At 70.7% G+C, this 19498-nt stretch carries 12 protein-coding genes and 1 tRNA gene; 7 read left to right on the top strand and 6 right to left on the bottom strand.

Translation table 11 applies throughout. The features are described from left to right. The first annotated feature begins 68 nt into the window (after positions 1–68). From M6444_RS14040 to M6444_RS14055, 4 genes are all read left to right on the top strand, one after another. Positions 69–144: transfer RNA gene (locus tag M6444_RS14040), tRNA-Arg, on the top strand. A gap of 230 nt (positions 145–374) precedes the next feature. Next, positions 375–2504 carry an MMPL family transporter gene (locus M6444_RS14045; RefSeq protein WP_298328496.1) on the top strand — a complete coding sequence of 710 codons (2130 nt, stop codon included), beginning with the start codon at positions 375–377 and terminating at the stop codon, positions 2502–2504. 152 nt (positions 2505–2656) lie between these two features. After that, positions 2657–4966 carry a S1 family peptidase gene (locus M6444_RS14050; RefSeq protein ID WP_298328498.1) on the top strand — a complete coding sequence of 770 codons (2310 nt, stop codon included), beginning with the start codon at positions 2657–2659 and terminating at the stop codon, positions 4964–4966. A gap of 272 nt (positions 4967–5238) precedes the next feature. After that, positions 5239–7509 (top strand): Ig-like domain-containing protein, encoded by a 2271-nt coding sequence (locus tag M6444_RS14055; RefSeq protein WP_298328501.1) that lies wholly within the window; start codon positions 5239–5241, stop codon positions 7507–7509. 487 nt (positions 7510–7996) lie between these two features. On the opposite strand, the gene M6444_RS14060 is transcribed toward M6444_RS14055, so the two are convergent. Then, positions 7997–9157 (bottom strand): (Fe-S)-binding protein, encoded by a 1161-nt coding sequence (locus M6444_RS14060; protein WP_298328504.1) that lies wholly within the window; start codon positions 9155–9157, stop codon positions 7997–7999. 28 nt (positions 9158–9185) lie between these two features. Further along, positions 9186–10595: an FAD-linked oxidase C-terminal domain-containing protein gene (locus M6444_RS14065; RefSeq protein ID WP_298328506.1), complete on the bottom strand. Its 1410-nt coding sequence runs from the start codon at positions 10593–10595 to the stop codon at positions 9186–9188. Between the two features lie 65 nt (positions 10596–10660). Here M6444_RS14065 and M6444_RS14070 point away from each other — a divergent pair, with 65 nt between their 5' ends. The 3 genes from M6444_RS14070 to M6444_RS14080 are packed head-to-tail and all read left to right on the top strand — an operon-like array spanning position 10661 to position 14025. After that, positions 10661–11944 (top strand): MFS transporter, encoded by a 1284-nt coding sequence (locus M6444_RS14070; protein ID WP_363326373.1) that lies wholly within the window; start codon positions 10661–10663, stop codon positions 11942–11944. A gap of 28 nt (positions 11945–11972) precedes the next feature. Continuing rightward, entirely contained in the window at positions 11973–12932 is a 960-nt protein-coding gene (locus M6444_RS14075; protein WP_298328511.1) for an aldose 1-epimerase, read from the top strand. Beyond that, a complete protein-coding gene (locus M6444_RS14080) occupies positions 12925–14025 on the top strand; it encodes a PLP-dependent transferase (RefSeq protein WP_298328514.1) in 1101 nt (366 codons plus the stop codon). The genes M6444_RS14075 and M6444_RS14080 overlap by 8 nt, the downstream gene beginning before the upstream one ends. Positions 14026–14040: 15 nt before the next feature. Here M6444_RS14080 and cydC read toward each other — a convergent pair whose 3' ends face one another. From cydC to M6444_RS14100, 4 genes are all read right to left on the bottom strand, one after another. Beyond that, on the bottom strand, positions 14041–15831 hold the full coding sequence (gene cydC / locus M6444_RS14085; protein WP_298328516.1) for a thiol reductant ABC exporter subunit CydC: 1791 nt from the start codon (positions 15829–15831) through the stop codon (positions 14041–14043). Next, positions 15831–17576, bottom strand: coding sequence for a thiol reductant ABC exporter subunit CydD (gene cydD, locus M6444_RS14090; protein ID WP_363326375.1), 1746 nt, complete (start codon positions 17574–17576; stop codon positions 15831–15833). Before cydD ends, cydC begins: the two co-directional genes overlap by 1 nt. A gap of 68 nt (positions 17577–17644) precedes the next feature. Further along, positions 17645–18598: a cytochrome d ubiquinol oxidase subunit II gene (locus M6444_RS14095; RefSeq protein WP_298328523.1), complete on the bottom strand. Its 954-nt coding sequence runs from the start codon at positions 18596–18598 to the stop codon at positions 17645–17647. Positions 18599–18601: 3 nt separating this feature from the next. Next, positions 18602–19498: cytochrome ubiquinol oxidase subunit I (locus M6444_RS14100; RefSeq protein ID WP_298328526.1), on the bottom strand; the 897-nt coding region annotated here is incomplete at its 5' end.

Raw genomic sequence — 19498 nt, forward strand, 5'->3', positions numbered from 1 at the left:
AGGCGAGCCGGTAGCTGCCGGCTGGTTCGCCCGGCGCGCGGGCATGCTGGTAGCCTTTTCCAGCCCGAGCCCTCGTAGCTCAGGGGATAGAGCGTCTGCCTCCGGAGCAGAAAGTCGCAGGTTCGAATCCTGCCGAGGGCACCAGCTAGGCCGTGTTCGAACCTGCATCCTTTCGCGGTTTGATCTCCATCCGGTTGCCGTCACCCCCGGCGCTCCAGCCGCTGGGACCTTCGGCCCTGTGCCCACGGTGTCTGCACTGCGACGCTCACACGATGTCGACCGAGGGCAACGGACCCACGCCGACGCCTACGTCGGACCCACGGCCCGCGCTACTCGAACGCATCGGACGCAGATGTGCCGCGCATCCTTGGCCAGTGATCGTGGTCGCCGTGCTGATCATGATCGGTGTCACTGTCGCCAACCAGATCGCCGGTGGCACCTACAGCGACGATTTCGACCTCACCGGCACCGAGTCTGCCGAGGGCACCACGTTGCTCGAACAGCACGACGTCATCCGTAGCGGAAATTCGGCCTGGATCGTCTTCGCCGTCGACTCCGGGCAACTGAGCTCGCATCACGATGCGATAGAGCAGGCCGTCAAGAACCTCGACGCCGTCGATCACGTCATCACAGCCTCCGACCCCCTGTCCGACGCCACGACGTCGAGCAACGGTCGCGTCGCCTACTCCACCGTCCAGTTCGACCACAATCCAGGCTCGCTGGGCGAGACCTTCGTCGACGACATCGACGACGCGGTACAGCCTGCGCGGGCCGCAGATGTGGACGTCAACTACACCGGCTCGCTGGGGCAGGCGGCCGAACCGGCACCGGACGACCGCCGCTCGGAGCTGATCGGTATCGGCGTCGCGGTGCTGGTCCTGCTCGCCGCCTTCGGCAGCGTCCTGGCCGCCGGGCTGCCCATCGTCACCTCGGGGCTCGGGGTCGTCACCGGGCTCGGCCTGCTGGGTCTGCTGGCCACCCAGGTCACCTTCGGCACCACCGCCACCACCATCGCCGTCATGATCGGCCTGGGCGTCGGGATCGACTACGCGCTGTTCATCACCACTCGCTTCCGCCAGCTGATGCTCGAAGGCGTGGACCGGGTCGACGCCGCGGGCCGCACCGTGTCGACCAGCGGGCGATCGGTCATCATCGCAGCGTGCACCGTGATCATCGCCCTGATGGGGCTGTACACGGTCGGCATCACGTTCATCGGCAAGCTCGGCCTCGCCGCGGCTCTGGGCGTCGCCGTCGCGGTGATCACCGCCATCACCGTGGCTCCAGCGTTGTTGGGGCTGATCGGGCGCCGCATCGACCGATGGCGGGTTCGCGAGCCGGTCGCCGAACACTCCACGGACACCTCGTCGGACACGTGGCGCCGGTACGCGGACCTGCTGGCCCGTCACCCCTGGCGGTTCCTCGCCGCCGGGGTTGCGGTGGCCGGCTTGTTGGCCGTGCCGGTGTTCTGGATGGAACTCGGGCACATCGACGACGGCGCGAGCGCGCGCGGCACGACGACCCGCTCCGCCTACGACGACATCACCTCCGGTTTCGGCGTGGGCACCAACGGCCAGTTCACCGTCGTGGTCCAGCCGTCCTCGTCGGCCACCCAGGACCAGACCCACGAGCTGTCCACCGATGTGCACCGCGCACTCGAGAACACCACGGGCGTCGCATCCGCCACACCCGCCGTGCCCAGTCAGGACGGTGCCGTACTGGTGTCCACGGTGACGCCGAGCTCACGCCCGCAGGCAGCGGCGACCGACGACCTGCTGAACCGGCTCCGCGACGACACGCTGCCCACTGTGCTGTCCGGCTCCGGAGCGACCTCGTATGTCACCGGCGCCATGGCAACGGCGCTGGACTTCCGCGACATCGTCTCCGAACGGCTGCCACAGGTCATCGGCGTCGTCGTCACCGCGGCCTTCCTCCTGCTCCTCGTGACGTTCCGAAGCCCGGTCCTGGCGCTCAAGGCCGCCATTCTCAACCTGTTGTCCATCACGGCCGCCTACGGCGTGATCGTCGCGGTGTTCCAGTGGGGTTGGGGCAGCAACCTGCTGGGGCTGGACGAGACCGTCCCGATCGAGTCGTACGTGCCCGTGATCATGTTCGCGATCGTGTTCGGCCTGTCGATGGACTACGAAGTGTTCCTGCTGTCGCGGATCCGTGAGGCCTGGACCGCCACCGGAGACACCCAGGAGAGCGTGGCCACCGGGATCGCTGTCACCGCCCGCGTCATCTCCTCGGCCGCGCTGATCATGATGAGCGTGTTCTTCGCCTTCCTGGTCTCCGACGTGGCGGTCATCAAGATCCTCGCGCTCGGCCTCGGGATCAGCGTGCTGATCGACGCGACGATCATCCGGTTGCTCGTCGTGCCGAGCGCGATGTTCATTCTCGGCCGGCGTTGCTGGTGGCTGCCCCGCTGGCTCGACCGCCTGCTGCCGCATCTCGACCCGGAGCGCGCTCCGCAGCCGGTGCCGCCGCGTCGCCCGGCGCTCGGGTGAGCTCACACACGGACGACACCCCACCGGCCATATGGGTGAGCTTCGGCACAACCCTGTACCGTCTGCGCGCGCCCTCGGTACCGTCGTCGAGGAAACATCGACTACCGTGCCGACTGCGTGTGACCCGGCCGAGAGGAAACAGGAGACGCCCCGTGAGCGGTTCATCGTACGGGCATCGCGCTCACGCCCGCCTCGCCCGCGTTTCGCTCATCTCGCTTCTGACCAGCGCTTTCACGGTCGCCGGTGTTCACTCCGCAGACAGCGCGACCGCCGCTGAGCCGGCTGAGACACCGGCCGTGCAGATGCAGGACTTTTCGCCTGACGACTTCGTCGACCGGGCCGGCCTGTTGCCCGAGGATCTCGTCGCCGCGGTCCGCCGCGACCTGGGCCTGTCGGCACAGGAGTACTTGGCCCGGGCCGCCACCGCACACCGGGCTGCGGCCGTCGTCGATTCTCTGGGCTCGGCCGTACGGTCAGCGTGGCTCGTCGAAGACGACTTGCACGTCGCCGTGGACACCCAGGCCGATGCCACCGCCGCCCGTGCTGCAGGCGCCGAGGTCCACGTGGGTGACGGCCTGACCGACGCGCTCGCCGCCGCTCAGGCGCAGGACAAGCTCGCCTACATCGATCGTGAGGCCGGACGGGTCGTGCCGATCGATGCCGACCTGGAGGGCGAGCCCGTTGGTCGTTCGGGCCTGACCGCGCAGTCCAGCTGGCGCGGCGGCGACGGCTTCGCGGTCAGCGACCTGCTGATGGACTACCGCTGCTCGACCGGGTTCGCCGGCACCAGCGCGGACGGAGCGACTCGGATCCTCACCGCCGGGCATTGCGGCTCGGCCGAGGACGGACTGTTCACCTCCCCCGTGCGCGCCTTGGACTTGCCGCAGGCCGTGGTCACTTCGCCAGAGCTCGGCGACACCTGGGCCGAGCACATCGGCGACCCGGTCGGCGAGTTCGTCACCGACTCCTTCGCTTTCGGTGACGGCAAAGACGCCGGGCTGATCGACGTCACAGCCGAGGACTGGGACGTACGCCCCGAGGTCACCTCACCGGCGGCCTCCGGCGACGCCGCCGGGGTTCAGGTTCTGGACTCCATCGATCCGATCGCCGGAGCCGTCGCCTGTTCGTCCGGCACGACCTCCGGTTGGACGTGCGGGCACGTGCTGGCCGCCAACACCAGCGCGAAGGTCAGCGGCAGCGACGTGACGGGCTTCCTGTTCGACGCGTGTGTGCTTCCCGGCGACAGCGGCGGCGCCATCATGACCGGACCGTACGCACTCGGCATCAACTCCGGTTCCACCTGGCAATCCGCCGACTGCTCGACCGGCGCGGTGTCCCCGGCCAGTACCGGCACCGATGTCAGCCTGGGCTACGCCGTCTCCGGTGGCACCGACTCCATCGAGAAGCTCTACGGTGACGAGTGGGACCTGCTGGTCCACGTCGGTGCGCCCACGATCACGTCTCCCGATGACCAGGCGACCGTAGGAGCCACGCCGACGATGTCCGGCACGGTCGCCGCAGCGGCCGGCGCCACCGTCGAGATCTCGATCGACGGGGCAGCCCCGCTCGAGACCACGGTCGGGCCGGAAGGCCGCTGGTCCGTCCCGGTCACCGAGCCGCTGGAGCCGGGTTCACACAGCTTCGAGGCCACCGCCTCGCACACCGCCGTAACCAGCGACACCGCCGCCACCGGCGACACGGTGACCGGTACGTTCACCGTCGCCCCCGTGGCCAGCTTGAATCCCACCTGGCCCCGCGCGGGCGACACCACCACGACCAAGCGGCCTACCTTCACCGGCACCGGCCAACCCGGCGCCACGGTCGAGCTGCGGGTCGGTTCCGACGTACGTGCCACCACGACGGTGTCGAAGGACGGCTCGTGGGCGATCACGCCGGAGAGCCACCTGGCCGCCGGGCGCTTCGACGTCGTGCTGACACAGCAAGTCGACGAGGAGTCCAGTTCGGTCACCGTTCGCCAGGTCGGGCTCAAGCCAGGCGCTCCGGTCATCACCAGCCCGCGTCCCGGTGAAGCGCTCGACGCCACCCACCGCATCAGTGGTCTGGCCGCACCCGGCGCGACGGTTTCGCTGCACCTGAACCCCAGCGACGAGACTGCCGCGGAGGCCGACGGCGGCGACGCGCGAGTTCGGGCCGGTGACGACGGCGCCTGGGCAGTCGAACTGGCCGGCCCCATGCCGGACGGTTCACAGACGGTCGTGGCCACCCAGTCCGTCGACGGCCTGAGGTCCGAGCCGTCCGCCGCGGTGTCGTTCGCCGTCGATCAGCGCGTGGGGACGACTCGCTCGGGCGGGACGTTGAAGGGCTTCGCCGGGCGCGACAGCGTGACGGGCACCGGTTCGGCTACGTCCTCGCTGCTGTGGGCCTGGGGCGTGGCAGTGCTGCTCATCGCCGCGGCGGTTGTGGCGGGCACCGCATGGCGACGTCGCCGCACTTCTGGATAATTCGCTGACGCGACAACAAGTCGAGCTCGTGTTGATTCCCTGTCAATAACTTTCACCTGCAAGTTCTCGTTGCTTTGTGATATCTCTCACATGCGGTCGAATGCGGACATCCAGTACGAGGTCGACATTCCGCCCAATGGGCGGCGAGTACTTGTATATTCGCGCGAACGGTGCTGTAGGGTGACTCACGGTTCCGGCCCTCGGGGTCAGCTCGATCGACGTCCGGGGAACCGGAGTCATTCCATGTCGATGACATTTTTCTTGGAGTAAACGTGAGCACAGCCCTGCTGCGCCGTCGCGGCGTTGCACGGGTCACGGGTGTACTGACCTCTTCGGCAGTCGCGTGCGTGGGCATGATCGCCGCCACGTCGACCGCGACCGCGGAAGAGTCGATCACCCAGACCCTGCAAACGTACGCAGCCGACGCGTTCGCCTCCCAGGCCGAGGAACTCCCCTCCGGCCTGGTCGAAGCCGTCAAGCGCGACCTCGGCCTCTCCGCCGCCGAATACCTCGCCAACGCCGCCGCTGCCAAGTCGGCCACCGAGGTCGTGGCTGAACTCGAGGCCGCTGGCGTGTCGATCAACGGCTCGGTGATGTCCGGCCAGGAACTCACGGTCTACGTCGAGGCCGAGGCTGACATCCCGCTCGTGGAGTCGACCGGCGCGACCGCCGAGGTCGGTGTCCCCGAACTGGACCTCCCCGACCTGGACTCGCAGGAGTACGAGTTCAAGGACGACTTCAAGGGCGGCTACGGCTACGCCACCCTCGACGACATCGAGAACCCGATGTACGCCAACCGCTGCTCGGCTGGCTTCAACGGCACCGGCGCGGACGGCTCGCCGCTGTTCTACACCGCCGGTCACTGCGGCTCGGACTACGAGGAGGGCCACCCGTGGTTCCACCTCGACGTCGACAGCCCGCTGTTCGACGACCAGAACTGGGCCGGCCCGGAGATCACCGACCGCCCGCTGGGCGAGAACGGCGCCATGCTCCTGGGCGACGGTAACGACGGTGGCCTGGTGCACGTCACCGAGGGCGGCTGGACCCAGCCGCCGCAGGTGGCGTACTGGGGCGGCGGCACCGGCGCGCCGGACGACGGCGAGTCGGTCAACGTCTACGACTCCACCGACGCCATCGTCGGCCAGCCCGCCTGCAAGTCCGGCGCCACGTCCGGCTGGACCTGCGGTGAGATCCTGTCCGCCGAAGAGACCGTCGAGATCAACGTCGGCGACGGCGAGACCGCGGCGGTCACCGCGTTCATCTTCAACGCCTGCATGCTCTCTGGCGACAGCGGTGGCTCGATCGTCTCGGGTAACTACGCCCTGGGTGTGAACTCGTTCTCCAACGCTGCGAGCAACGACACCTGCGGCTCGTCCAACTGGGACCCCTCGGTCAACACCGGCGGTGGTTTCGCGGTCACCAGCGGCTCGGCGAACGCCGAGACGCTGTTCGGTGACGACTTCAACCTCTCGATTCACGTCGGTACGCCGACCGTCCGCTCCCCCGAAGAGGGCGCCACGGTGGGCCAGACCCCGACGCTCGAGGGCACCGTCCAGGCTGGTCAGGGCGCCACGGTCACCATCGAGATCGACGGTGGCCCGACGGTCGAGGGCACGGTCGCCGCTGACGGCTCGTTCAGCGCCGAGGTCACCGAGGCTCTGGAGCCGGGTGAGTACACCTACACCGCCACGGCGTCGCACACCGCCCGGGGCGCCTCGCAGGCGACCACGTCCGCCGACTCCGACAGCGGTTCGTTCGTGGTCAGCGAAGAGGCCCAGGTCACCGAGCTGGTCGTCGACTCCCCCACTGACGGCCAGACCACCGGTAACGCCCGTCCGGACTTCTCCGGCACCGGCGAGCCCGGCGCCACGGTCACGCTGACCGTCGGCGACAAGACCTACGGTGAGGCCGAGGTCGCCGAGGACGGCACCTGGACCATCACGCCGGACTCCGACCTGCCGGTGGGCGTTCGCTTCGACGCCGTCATCACGCAGCAGTTCGAGGACGACACGCAGAAGGCCACCGTTGCCGACCTCGGCATCGAGGCCGACGACGTGACGATCTCCGTTCCCGAGGACGGCTCGACCGTCTCCGGTGACGTCACCTTCGAAGGCACCTCCTTCGCCGGCGCCTCGGTCGAGCTGCTGCTCGTTCCGGCCGGTGCGGACAGCGCCGACGAGGGGCTTCGTCTCCAGGACGACTCGGACGACGACGCCGCGGCGTGGGCCGGTGAGTTCGACATCGACGACGACGGCAACTGGACGTTCACCCCGGACGAGGCCCTGGAGGACGGCGACTACACCGTCACCGCCACGGCCACGCTCGACGGTGGCGACCCGCAGCTGTCCGACTCGGAGGCGAGCTCGTCGTTCACGGTCGCCAGCGGCGGCGGTGACAACGGTGGCGACGAGGACGGCGACGACGAGGACCTGCCGGACACCGGTTCGTCCAACACCTGGATGATCTACGTCGGCATCGCCCTGCTCCTGGCTGGTGGCGCCGCTGTGGCCATCCGCGCCCGTAGCAAGGGCAGCGCCGCCTGAATCACCCTCAGGTGAGCCGCTGAGCACCAACTGACATCGGCCCCGGCCCCCGCACCACGCGGGACCGGGGCCGATGTGCGTTCTCGCCCGTGCCGGCTTTGGGGCGCGCTGGTCCAGTGCCGGCTGTGGGCGTGACGGTCCAGCAACGAAAATCGGGCCGCCGACCCGGGTCGTGAAGATCGTCGTGCGCCCCACAGCCGATCCCCCGCGTCGTGAAGATCGTCGTGCGCAAAAGTCCGGGCTATGGCGGCATTTTCCACCACGACGATCATCACGACCGCCCAGATCAGCACTCCCCACCACGACGATCATCACGACCGGCCACGGCTGCAGCGCCCGGCCCCTGACACCTACACGACCCGGTCCCAGCGGACCCACGCACTCCCCGCTACGACTCATGGTTGGTTGGTTTTGGGCGCTATAGCGCCTGAAACCAACCAACCATCGGCACCACCCAACGAACCACCGAACGAATCACTGAACGAGGTCACTCGGCGCGCGAGCCGGCGCGCACGAGCAGTTCGACCAGGTGCACGGCCTTGACCTTGGCACCTCGAGCGCGACGCGGGAGCAGTCCCTGCTTGAGCTGCAGCAGACAACCAGGGTTCACAGCAACCACGTAGTCGACCTCGGCGGCCATGATCTCGTCGAGCTTGGGCGCCAGGACCCGTTTGGAGTCTCGCGGGCGGAGGATGGAGTACGACCCGGCCGCCCCGCAGCACGACGCCGCCGACGGCAGTTCCACGTACTCCGCGATCTGTTCGAGCAGTTCGCGCGGCTGCCGGTGCACGCCGAGGCCGTTACGCAGGTGGCACGAGTCCTGCAGGGTCACCCGGATCGGCCGGGGGCGGCCATCCGCACCCCTCGTCATCAGCCGGCCCGCGGGCTTCCATCCGGTTCGAACGAGGTAATCGCTGATCTCGACCAGCCGGTCGCGGCCCAGATGCTCGGCCACGTGCGCCGCGCATCCGCCGGAGGTCGTCACGATCGTGCCCGGAAGGTCACGCCCGAGGCGTAACGCCATCTCGCGGCCCCCGGCCGAGTCGCCGTTGTGGGCGTGCAGGGCGCCACAGCAGCCTTGGTCGGCCGGCGCATCGGCTCCTGGCACCAGCGCCCGGGCCGCCTGGCTCACTGCCGGGAACAGCGCACGCTCGGCACAGCCGAGCATGACGTGGGCAACGTCGTCGCGCACCGGCCCACGGGTGCGTGCGAACCGCCGGACCAGACCGGACAACTGCAGCATCCGCCGTCTCGCCACCGCCCAGCGCAGCCACCGCGCCAGGGCGGGACCGTGCCCGGCACGCCACTGGTGATCGCGCCATTGTTCGAGCATCGGGCCGTACTCCACGCCCGCCGGGCACACCGTCTCACAGGCACGACAGCCCAGGCAGTACGACGCCTCGTGCTGCAAGGTCGGGTCGTCGGGCTCGAGACGGCCGGACTCCAGGGCCCGCATGAGAGTGATCCGCCCGCGCGGCGAGGACTGCTCGTCCTTGTCCAGGGCGTAGGTCGGGCACACCGGCAGGCAGAACCCGCACGAGATGCACCGGTCCAGCAGCTCGGGATCGAAGATGCCCCGGCGGTGGACACCGTGGTCGCCGGCATCGACCGGACGCGGCACCTGCGGCACGATCGGCAGCTCGCTCACGTCTTCATCTCCCTCTCGCACTCGCGCCTCAGAGCTCTTGTGACCCGGTCTTGCCCGGGTTGAGGATTCCCGCCGGGTCGAAGGCGGTCTTGATGCGCGACAACAGCGCCATCTGCTCAGCGCCGAGACGGTCCTGCAGCCACGGCAGCTTCGCGGCTCCCACGCCGTGCTCACCGGTGATGGTGCCGCCGAGCTCGATCGCCGCGGAGAAGATCTCGCCGATGGCGGCTTTGGTCCGCTCCGCGGCGTCGCCGTCGGACGGGTCCAGCACCGCCGTGGGGTGCAGGTTGCCGTCACCGGCGTGCCCGAAGGTCGCGACGCTGATGCCGTGACGCTCGGCGATGTCGTCGATGCGCGCCACCATGTCGGCGATCCGCGGCCGCGGCACGCCGACGTCCTCGAGCACCGTGACCGGGGCGAGCCGCGCCAGCGCAGGCAGCGCACACCGCCGCGCAGCCAGCAGGGCCTCGGACTCGGCGACTTCGCGGGCCATGGTCACACCGCTGGCGCCCTGTTTCTCACACGTGCGCGCCATCCGCTCGAGGTTCTGCTCCACCACGTCGGGGGCGCCGTCGTCGCCGAACAGCAGCAACGCGCCGGCGGTGCGGTCCAAGCCGAGCCCGGCGAAGTCTTCAACAGCGTTGATGCACTTGTTGTCGAGGAACTCCAGCGTCGCCGGCACGACGCCGTCGGCGATCACCTGCGCGACCGCCCGCCCGGCCGTGGCCAGCGAGTCGAAATACGCCACCCCGGTTCTCGACGTGGCCGGCATCGGCACCAGCGCCACGGTCACCTCGGTGATCACCGCGAGCGTGCCTTCTGAGCCGGTGAGCAGCCGCGTGAGGTCGTAGCCGGCGACGTCCTTCCACAACCGCCCGCCAGTGCGGATGATCTCGCCGGTGGGCAACACTGCCTCGAGACCGAGCACGTAGTTGCGCGTCACGCCGTACTTCAGCCCGCGCAACCCGCCCGCGCACGTGGCCACGTTGCCGCCCACGGTCGAGACGGTCTTGCTGCCGGGGTCGGGGACGTAGAGCAGGCCATCGGCTGCCGCGGCTGCGGCCAGCTCCGCCGTCGTCACGCCGGTCTGCACGACGGCGAGCAACTCGTCGGCGTTCACCTCGACTATCCGGTCCATCCGGGTCAGCACGAGCACGATCCCGCCGGCCTCGGCCAGCGTACCGGCGGCCAAATTCGACCCGGCTCCGCGCGGCACGACCGGCACCCGCGCCCGCGTCGCCAGCCGCAGGATCTCGGCGACCTCCGCGGCCGACCCGGGCATGACCACGACGTCGGGACGCGCGGCGTACAACGGGGTCGCATCGCGCGCGAACGCCGCCACGGCGCCGTCATCCACCTTGACGTGCTCGGGCCCGACGATGTCACGCAACCGGCCGACGATCTCGTCGTCGACGACGCCCCAATCTGCAGTGCTCACCCGGCCACGCTATCGAAGCGCCGAACCGACCCGCCGATGCCAGGTGCTCAGCCGCGCGTGGCACGATGCACCGAGTGCGTCGTCTCCTGTTGGACCTGACCCCCCTGCGCATCAGCGGTCCTTACCGTCGCCTGTGGACCGGGATGTCGTTGTCCGGCATCGGCACACACCTCACCACCGTCGCCGTCGGGCTGCAGATCTACGACCTGACGGGCTCGACGTTCAACGTCGGCCTGGTCGGGCTGTTCGCTCTGGTGCCGCTGATCGCCCTCGGGCTGTACGGCGGGTCGCTGGTCGATGCCCACGACCGGCGCACGATCGTGCTCGCCACGTCGTCCGGGCTGCTCCTGGTGGCCGCGGCCTTCGCCGGGCAGGCGTGGCTGCAGCTGGAACAGGTGTGGCTGCTTTACGCCCTGGTCGCGGTCCAGAACGGCCTGTACGGCATCAACAACCCGGCCCGCACGGCCATCGTGCCGCGGCTCATACCGCTGCGCCTGCTGCCGGCGGCCAACGCGCTCAACGGGTTGTCGATGAACGTCGGCTTGACCGTGGGTCCCCTGCTCGCCGGGGTGCTCATCGACAACGTCGGCTACGGCTGGACCTACAGCATCGAGGTCGGCTTGCTGGTGGTGGCGTTGACGACGTTGTTCTCGCTGCCGTCGCTGCCGCCTGAGGGCGCCGTGGCCAAGCCCGGGCTGCGCTCGGTCCTGGAAGGGCTGGCGTTCCTGCGCACCCGCCCGAACGTCCGCATGACGTTCCTGGTCGACATCGCGGCCATGGTGCTGGCCATGCCTCGGGTGTTGTTCCCGGCGATCGCGGCCGTGGCCTTGGGGGGTGGCCCCTCCACGGTCGGCATCCTCATGGCCGGCATCGCCTGCGGGTCCGTGGCGGCCGGCGTGTTCTCCGGGCCGCTCGGCCACGTGCGCCGGCATGGGCTTGCGGTCGTGATCGCCGTCATCGGCTGGGGCGTGGCGGTCACGGCCTTCGGTGTCGTGGTGGGCATGGCGCCGGGGCCTGGGCCGGACGGCTCGGCGACGTCGATGCTGTGGCCCGCCGTGGGCTGCATGGTCCTGGCCGGGGCGGCCGACCAGGTCAGTTCGATCTTCCGGATGACGATCCTGCAGGCAGCCACGCCGGATGCCATGCGCGGCCGGCTGCAGGGCGTGTTCATCGTGGTCGTGGCCGGTGGGCCGCGGCTGGGTGACCTGTTGCTCGGTTCGGCCGGTGAGCTGGCCGGCGAGGCGGTGGCGGCCACGGGCGGTGGGCTGGCCTGCATCGGCGTCGTGGTGATCCTCGCCCTCGTCCAGCGCCGGTTCCTACACTACGATTCGCGCAACCCGACGCCCTGAGCCCGCGGCGGCGACGAAAGGACGGCCGATGGCAGGCATCACCACCACGACGTACCGGGACTGGGAGATCGTCCACCTGGCCTCCGATGTTCTGGACGTCGACGTCGTGCCCGGCAAGGGCGGCGACGTGACATCGCTGCGGTGGCGCCCGCTCGACGTCGATGTGTTGTGGAAGACCCGGTGGGGACTACGCCCCCGCGGCGAGTGCTCGACCGCCGGCAGTAGCCAGGCGCAGCTCATGCAGGCCTACCCCGGCGGCTGGCAGACGGTGTTTCCCAACGGCGGCGACGCGACGAGCGAGCACGGCGTCGAGTGGGGCATGCACGGCGAGGCCTGGCTGGCCGCTTACGACTGGAGCCCCGACGGCGACTCCGCGGTGGCGCTGACCACTGACCTCGTCCGGAGCCCGTTCTCGGTCACCAAGCGCGTCAGCGTCGACGGCTCGACGGTGAGTGTCGCGGAAACGGTGACCAACACCGGTGCGGTACCCATCGACGTCATGTGGAGCCAGCACCCGGCCCTCGGTGCCCCGCTGGTCGGGCCGCAGACGCGGGTCGAGGTGGCCGCCGCCACGGTCCACACCACCGATCTCGCCGCCGGCGCATGGCCGACGCTGCCAGATACGGGTGAGGACCTGCGGCAGCTGCCCGGGCCACGCTCCGGCGTGAGCAGGCTGGCGTTCCTGGCCGACTTCACCGACGGGCACGCGGCGGTGGTGAACGACTCGCTGGGCCTGCGTGCGGACTTGACGTGGGATGCCGCACGCATGCCCTATGCCTGGTATTGGCTCGAGGCCGGCGGCGTCAGCGGATTCCCGTGGTATTCCGAGGCGTACGTGCTGGCCGTGGAGCCGGCGACGAGCTGGCCGGCCGCAGGCGTCACCGGTGTGCGGCGAACGACTGGCACCCATGTCACCATCGAGGCGGGCGAGACGCGCACGTCGACGGTGTCGCTGACGCTCTCCGGCACTGGCGGTCACAATGAATGAACCCGAACGCAAGGCTGCTCCGTCCCACGACGCGGTGCGTACGGCGACCTGGCTGGTCGCAGGCGCCCGCCCGGAGCCGGTCCCGGACGCGCCGTTCAACCAACCGGTGACTTTCGCTTCGACGTACCACGCCGGCGGCCCCATGGCCTACGGGCGGTACGGCAATCCGACGTGGACGGCCTTCGAGCAGTTGCTCGGGGAGCTGGAAGGCGGGCGGGCGCTGGCGTTCGCTTCGGGCCTGGCCGCCAGCTCGGCGGTGCTGTCGGTACTGACCGGCGACGACGCCGTCGTCGTCGCCCCCGACAACGCCTATCTCGGCGTCCTGGACCAGATCCGTGAACTCGAGGCGGCCGGTGCGGCCCGGATGATCCAGGTCGACGTCACCGACGCCGAGGCGATCGCCACGGCCGCACGGTCCGCGTCGGTGGTCTGGCTCGAGTCACCGACCAACCCGAACCTCGACGTCGCCGACATCGCCGCGGCCGCCCGGGCCGCACGCGCCGCCGGCGCGGTGACCGTCGTCGACAACACGTTCGCGACCCCATTGCGTCAGCGCCCACTCGACCTCGGCGCCGACGTCGTGGTGCACAGCGCGACGAAACTGCTCGCGGGGCATTCCGACGTCGTGCTCGGAGCCGTGGTCACCGCCGACGACACGTTGTTCCAGCGCGTGGACGGGCAGCGGCGGCTGCACGGCGCGGTGCCGGGACCGATGGAGGCCTACCTCGCCTTGCGCGGTGTCCGGACGCTGGGTGTCCGCCTCGACCGCGCCGAGGCGAACGCGGGCGAGCTGGTGCGGCGGCTGCGTGGGCATCCAGCCGTGGAGCGGGTGCGCTATCCCGGGTTCGGGACGATGGTCTCGATCGAGGTCGCCGGTGGTGCGGCCGCTGCTGATCGGGTCGTCGGCGCCGTGCGGCTGTGGGTGCACAGCACCAGCCTGGGCGGCGTCGAGTCGAGCCTGGAACGGCGCCGGCACTGGCCCACCGAGAGTGTCACGGTGGCCGAGTCGCTGCTGCGGTTGTCCGTCGGTATCGAGGACGTCGACGACCTGTGGGGCGACCTCGTGCGAGCGCTCGACGCCGGCAGGACGTAGGCACCGCGGTGCCGGTCAGCCCGCGGCCCACCAGAGGTCGCGGTACGGACCGGGCACGGACACCAATTCGTCGTGCCGGCCGCGCTGCACCACCTGGCCAGTCCGCAGCACGATCACCTCGTCGACGGCGTCGAGTCCAGCCAGCCGGTGCGTGATCAGGACGGTCGTGCGTCCACGGGTGGCCGTGAGCAGGTCGGCGACCAGTTCGTCGGCGGTCTGTGGCTCCAGTCCCTCGGTGGGTTCGTCCAGCAGGAGCACCGGCGGGTCGGCCAGCAGCGCACGCGCCAGCGCAAGCCGCCGGCGCTGCCCGCCGGAGACCTGGGCTCCGGACGCGCCGACGAGGGTGTCCATCCCCTGCGGCAGCCCGTCGACCCAGTCCAGTAGCCGCGCCGCGCTCAAAGCCGCACGCAGGTCGTCGTCACTCGCCTCGGGCCGGGCGACGCGCAGATTCTCACGCACGCTGGTGTGGAACAGGTGGGCGTCTTGGGTGAGTCCGGTGATGGCCCGCCGGACGTCGTCGCCTGCGTACTCGCTGACGTCGTAGCCGTCGAGGCGGATGCTGCCGGCCTCGGGCTCGATGAAGCGCATCATCGCGGCCAGCACGGTGCTCTTGCCCGAGCCGCTGGCGCCGACGATGGCGACTCGCCGCCCCGGGGCCAGGTGCAGGTCGACGCCGTCGACCGCGGGGCGCGCAGCCCCCGGATAACGCACTCGAAGTCCACGGATGTCGACCTCGACGTCGCGGCCGGGCGCAGGCCGCGGCCGGGGCGGCTCGGCTACCGGAGCTTCGGTGTCGAAGACGGCCAGGACCCGCCGGATCGCCGCTCGTGCCTCGAGCCACCGTTGCGCGGCACCGACCAACGCCATGGCCGGCTCGAACGACACGAGTGCGGTCAAGGCGAGCACCGGAACCAGGACAGCCGACAGCTGCCCCGACGCCGCCGCGTCGAGCGCCACGGCGGTGACGCCTACGGTCGTGGCGCCCTGCACGAGCATCGTGGCCGCCCCGCCGGCGGCCCCGGTCCACGCGGTTCGCCGCTCGACCGCGGCCAAGCGGTCCGCAGCGACGTCGGCGGCGTCGAGCGCGCGCTGAGTGGCGCCGAAGACGGCGAGGTCCGCGCTGCCCTCGATCAGGTCGGCGTTGCGGGCGGCGAGCTCGGCACGCGCCGGGGCGAGGCTGCGTGCGTTGCGCCGGGCGGCCGCCGTCGTCACTGCCGGGATACCGGCGACGGCCACGGCCAATCCCACCGCCAGCACGACCCCGGCCACGGGCAGGACGGCCGCGGTGAACCCGGTGGCGACCCCGGCGACCACCAGCGCGGTCCCGACCGGCACGATCACCCGGACGACGAGGTCCTGCACGGCCTCGACGTCGGAGACCATGCGGCTGAGCAGGTCGGCGCTGCGGTAGGCGGGCAACCCCGACGGCGCCAGCGGCACCAGCGCATCGAAGACCCGTGCCCGTAGCGCCGCCAGGGCGCGTAGGGCGGCATCGTGTCCGGCCAACCGTTCGGCATACCGGAAGACCCCACGTGTCGTGGCGAAGGCACGTACCCCCACGATCGCCAGCGACAGCGCGGCCAACGGCGGCTGCTGCGCCGCGCGGGCGATCAGCCATGCGGCCGTGGCCATCAGAGCCAACGCGCCCAGTTCGGCCGCCACCCCGGCGGCGACCGCGACGCCCACCCGGCCCGTGTGCCCGCGGAGCAGGGCGAGCACGCGCAGGGTCGGGGCGTGCCCGGCCGCCGTGGTGCCGCGGCTGGACGCGGAACGCTGCCTGTCGGGTGCCGAAGCGGTCGTCGCCATCACGCCACCCCCGCGGGCATGGCGTCGCGGTCCGTCTCGACCAAGCGGCCTCGTTCGAGCCGCAGGATCCGGTCCGCGTCGGCCACCACAGCTGGTCGGTGGGCCACCACCAGCACGGTCCGCCCGGCCATCAGCCGCCGCGTCGCCTCGACCACGGCGGCCTCGCTGCCGGAGTCAAGGCCGGCGGTCGGCTCGTCGAGGACGAGCAGCGGCGCGTCACGCAGGAACGCGCGCGCCAGGGCGATGCGCTGACGCTGGCCGGCCGACAAGCCGACGCCGCGCTCCCCCAGCATCGTGTCGTACCCCTGCGGCAGGGTCTCGATGAACTCCTCCGCGTGGGCGAGCCGGGCGGCGCGGGTGATCTGCTCGTCGGTGGCCGCGGGATCACCGAGCGTGATGTTGGCGGCGAGACTGCCGGCGAACAAGTGCGGGCGTTGCGGCACCCACGCCACCCGGCGCCGCCACGCGTCGAGGTCGGTCGTCCCGAGATCCACCGGCCCGTGCGCGTGTTGGTCCTCGGTGGCGACGAGCACCCGCCCGGCGACGGGGATCACCAGCCCGAGCACGACACCGAGCAGCGTCGACTTCCCGGCGCCGCTCGGCCCGACCAGGGCGACGTGCTCACCTTCGTCGATGGTCAGCGACACGTCGTCCAGCGCCGGACGGTCGCGCCCTGGATATCGCACGGTCACGTTCTCGAACCGCACCGCAACAGCACCCGAACCGCCGTCAGAATCGGAACCGGAGGAGTCGTTCGATCGGGCGGGAGCTCGCGGAGTCGGCGTAAAAGAGGGCTCCGTGGCATGCTTCTCCGCCACGGAGACCGACAGCCCGCCTAGCGACCTGCTGGGCCCTCGGTCCCCGGCGGAATCCACCACCGCGAAGGCGCGTTCGGCGACGGCGAGTCCCTCGGTGCTGGCGTGGAACTGCGACCCGAGCGAGCGCCACGGCAGGTAGGCCTCGGGCGCGAGCAGCAGGACGAGCATGGCGGTGTACAGGTCGACGTCGCCGTCGAGCAGGCGCAACCCGACCGGCACGGCGACCAACGCCACCGACATCGTCGCGACGAGCTCGAGCACCAGCGCGGACAGGAACGCGATGCGCAGCGTGGACATGGTGGCCCTGCGGTGCTCGTCGGCGCCGCGGCGCACGAGCTCGGCCTGGGCGCTGGCGCGGCCGAAGGCTCGCAGGGTCGGTAGGCCGGCCACGAGGTCGAGGAAGTGCCCGCCGAGCCGCTCCAGCGCCCGCCACTGCCGCCGGGTCGACCGCTTCGTCTGCAGGCCGACCAGGATCCCGAAGATCGGGATCAGCGGAAGGGTGAGGCAGATGATGACGGCCGACGCGATGTCGGCGACGGCGAGTTGGACGAGGACGGCGACCGGCACGACCGCGGCGACGAACAGCTGCGGAAAGTACCCGGTGAAGTACGGGTCGAGTGCGTCGAGTCCGCGGCCCAGCGTGGTGGCCAGGCCGCCGGTCTGCTGCCCGGCGAGCCAACCGGGCCCGAGTTCCTGAGTGCGACGCAACATCTGCCGGCGCAAGGCTGCCTTGACCGACGCCGCGGCACGATGGGCTGCGACCTGCTGGCACCACGACAGTGCGGCCCGGGCCGCCAACACCAGCGCCAGGGCGACCAGCACGTCGCGCAGTGCGCCCGGGGGCGACTGGGCCAGCACGCCGTCGGCCACCGCGCGCGCCAGCAGGTGCGCCTGCACCACGATGAGCACCGCGCCGGCCGCCGCCATGGCGGCGAGCGCGGTGACGACGATCGGCGCGGCCGGAAGCGTGCTGATCAGGCGGCGGGCGAGGCGATTCAGAAGAACACCGCCGATCCCCGGCCCACGCGGTGCCGGAACGTCCACCACAACCAGGCCTGAGCTGCGAGGAGCAGCGGCACGACCGGCAGCGTGACCCGAGCCAGCAGCGCGAGGGTGTCCGGGCCGGCGGTGCCGTGCGTCAGCAGCGGCGCCATGGCTGAGCCGACGGCGAGCAACGGCGCCGCGGCAGCGACCGCGGTGACGGCGAACGCCCGCCCGTCGCGGCCGTGCTCGAGCAGCCGCGGGCCGGCAACGGCTGCTGTGACCGCCACGACGAGGATCAGTGCAGCAGGCACCGGCCGGAGCAGGTCGATGCCGAACACCGGCACGGCCACGCCGCCGGCCAACAGCAGGCCCGCGGCGAGCGGGCCGCAGCGGCGCGCCGCGCGCACCGCGCCCCCGCGTTGCTCACGCGGCATGCGCATCGCGGTGAACGCTGCGCCGTGCAGCGTGAACACGGCGACCATCGCGGCTCCCCAGAGCAGTGAGTACGGTCCTATCAGTGTCCCAAGGCCGACCCCGCCGTCCAGTGGCACCCCCTGGGCGACGCTGGCCAACAGCACTCCCCAGGCGAAAGCGAATCCTCCGCTGGCCACGGCGACGGTGCGCTCCCAGCCGCGGCGCCACCGTCGGCCCGGGCGGCGGCTGCGCAACCAGACCCCGGCATCGCGCAGCACCCACGACACCACGAGCGCCACGACGATCGGGTAGCACGCCGCGAGCAGATCCTTCTCGAAAGCCGGAAACACACCGATGAGCAGGCCCGCGCCGGCCACCAGCCAGACCTCTCCGGCCAGCAGGAACGGACCGAGCGCGGTCAGCAGCAGCCGGCGCTCCCGCTCCGAACGGCCGGGGCGGCGAAGCGACATCCCCAGACCCAGGTTGGCGCCGTCGAGAACGGACCACCCGGTGAGCATCAGCCCGAGCATCACCAGCCAGACGGTCTGCATCGTTCAGCCCTTCCCCACGAGGGTGAGCGGCTCACCCGAGACGCCGTCGTCATCGATTTCATCGACGGTGTCCGCGTCGGCACCGAGCGCCATGTCGTGCGGACCACGCCGAGCCAGCCGAGCGATCAGCCACCAGTCCGTGCCGGCGAGCACGAGGAGCACCGTGCCGAAGATCAGCAGGCTGGCCAGTACCGATCCGGCGCTTCGCGGTGACACGGCGTCGGCGACGGTGAGTTCGCCGTACACCATCCACGGCTGGCGACCGACTTCGCGCAGCAGCCAGCCGCAGATCGCCACGACGAACGGCCACGGGATGATCCACACGTAGAAGCGCTGCCAGAAACGCCGCAGGCGAACCGGGCGGATGCGGTCGAAGGCGTTCATGATCAGGAACAAAAGCAACCCGGTGAAGATCAGAACGAACAGATGCCCGCTGAGGTCCATGATCAGCCAAGGCGTCGACAGCCATTCCGGCGGCAGCCAGTCGCCCGGCCCGAATCTCTCCTGCATCTCGGCGGCCAGTTCGGCGCGGCGCCCGGGGCCGTCGATCGCCGTCATCTTGGCCTCGGTCAGGTAAGCGAACTGGGCGTAGCCGAACGTGACGACGAAAACCGACGCGATAAAGCCGGTGCCCACGGCCAGGCGCAACGATCGTCGGAAGAAGTCCAGTTCCGGGGTCCGGCGCAGGAAGTGCCACGAGCACACGCCGACCATCAGGACACTCGCGGTGAGCAGGCAGGCCGGGACGAGGTGCGACAGCGCGCCGACGGTGTGCTGATTGGTCAACACAGCTGCGAAGTCGCCGATGCGAGCGGCACCGTCCTCGACCGTGTGCCCGACGGGTTGTTGCAGGAAGCCGTTGGCCACCATGACCCAGTAGGCCGACAGGTACGCGGTGGC

This window comes from Haloactinopolyspora sp. (assembly GCF_027324685.1).
In the GTDB taxonomy this organism is placed as follows: Bacteria; Actinomycetota; Actinomycetes; order Jiangellales; family Jiangellaceae; genus Haloactinopolyspora.

What these genes read in the sequence shown, in the direction of transcription:
- cydD (WP_363326375.1), bottom strand. Translation starts at nt 17,576, where the DNA reads ATGGCGGCGGCCGGCGCGGTGCTCATCGTGGTGCAGGCGCACCTGCTG.
- M6444_RS14070 (WP_363326373.1), top strand. Translation starts at nt 10,661, where the DNA reads ATGCACCGAGTGCGTCGTCTCCTGTTGGACCTGACCCCCCTGCGCATC.
- M6444_RS14095 (WP_298328523.1), bottom strand. Translation starts at nt 18,598, where the DNA reads ATGCAGACCGTCTGGCTGGTGATGCTCGGGCTGATGCTCACCGGGTGG.
- M6444_RS14075 (WP_298328511.1), top strand. Translation starts at nt 11,973, where the DNA reads ATGGCAGGCATCACCACCACGACGTACCGGGACTGGGAGATCGTCCAC.
- cydC (WP_298328516.1), bottom strand. Translation starts at nt 15,831, where the DNA reads ATGGCGACGACCGCTTCGGCACCCGACAGGCAGCGTTCCGCGTCCAGC.
- M6444_RS14080 (WP_298328514.1), top strand. Translation starts at nt 12,925, where the DNA reads ATGAATGAACCCGAACGCAAGGCTGCTCCGTCCCACGACGCGGTGCGT.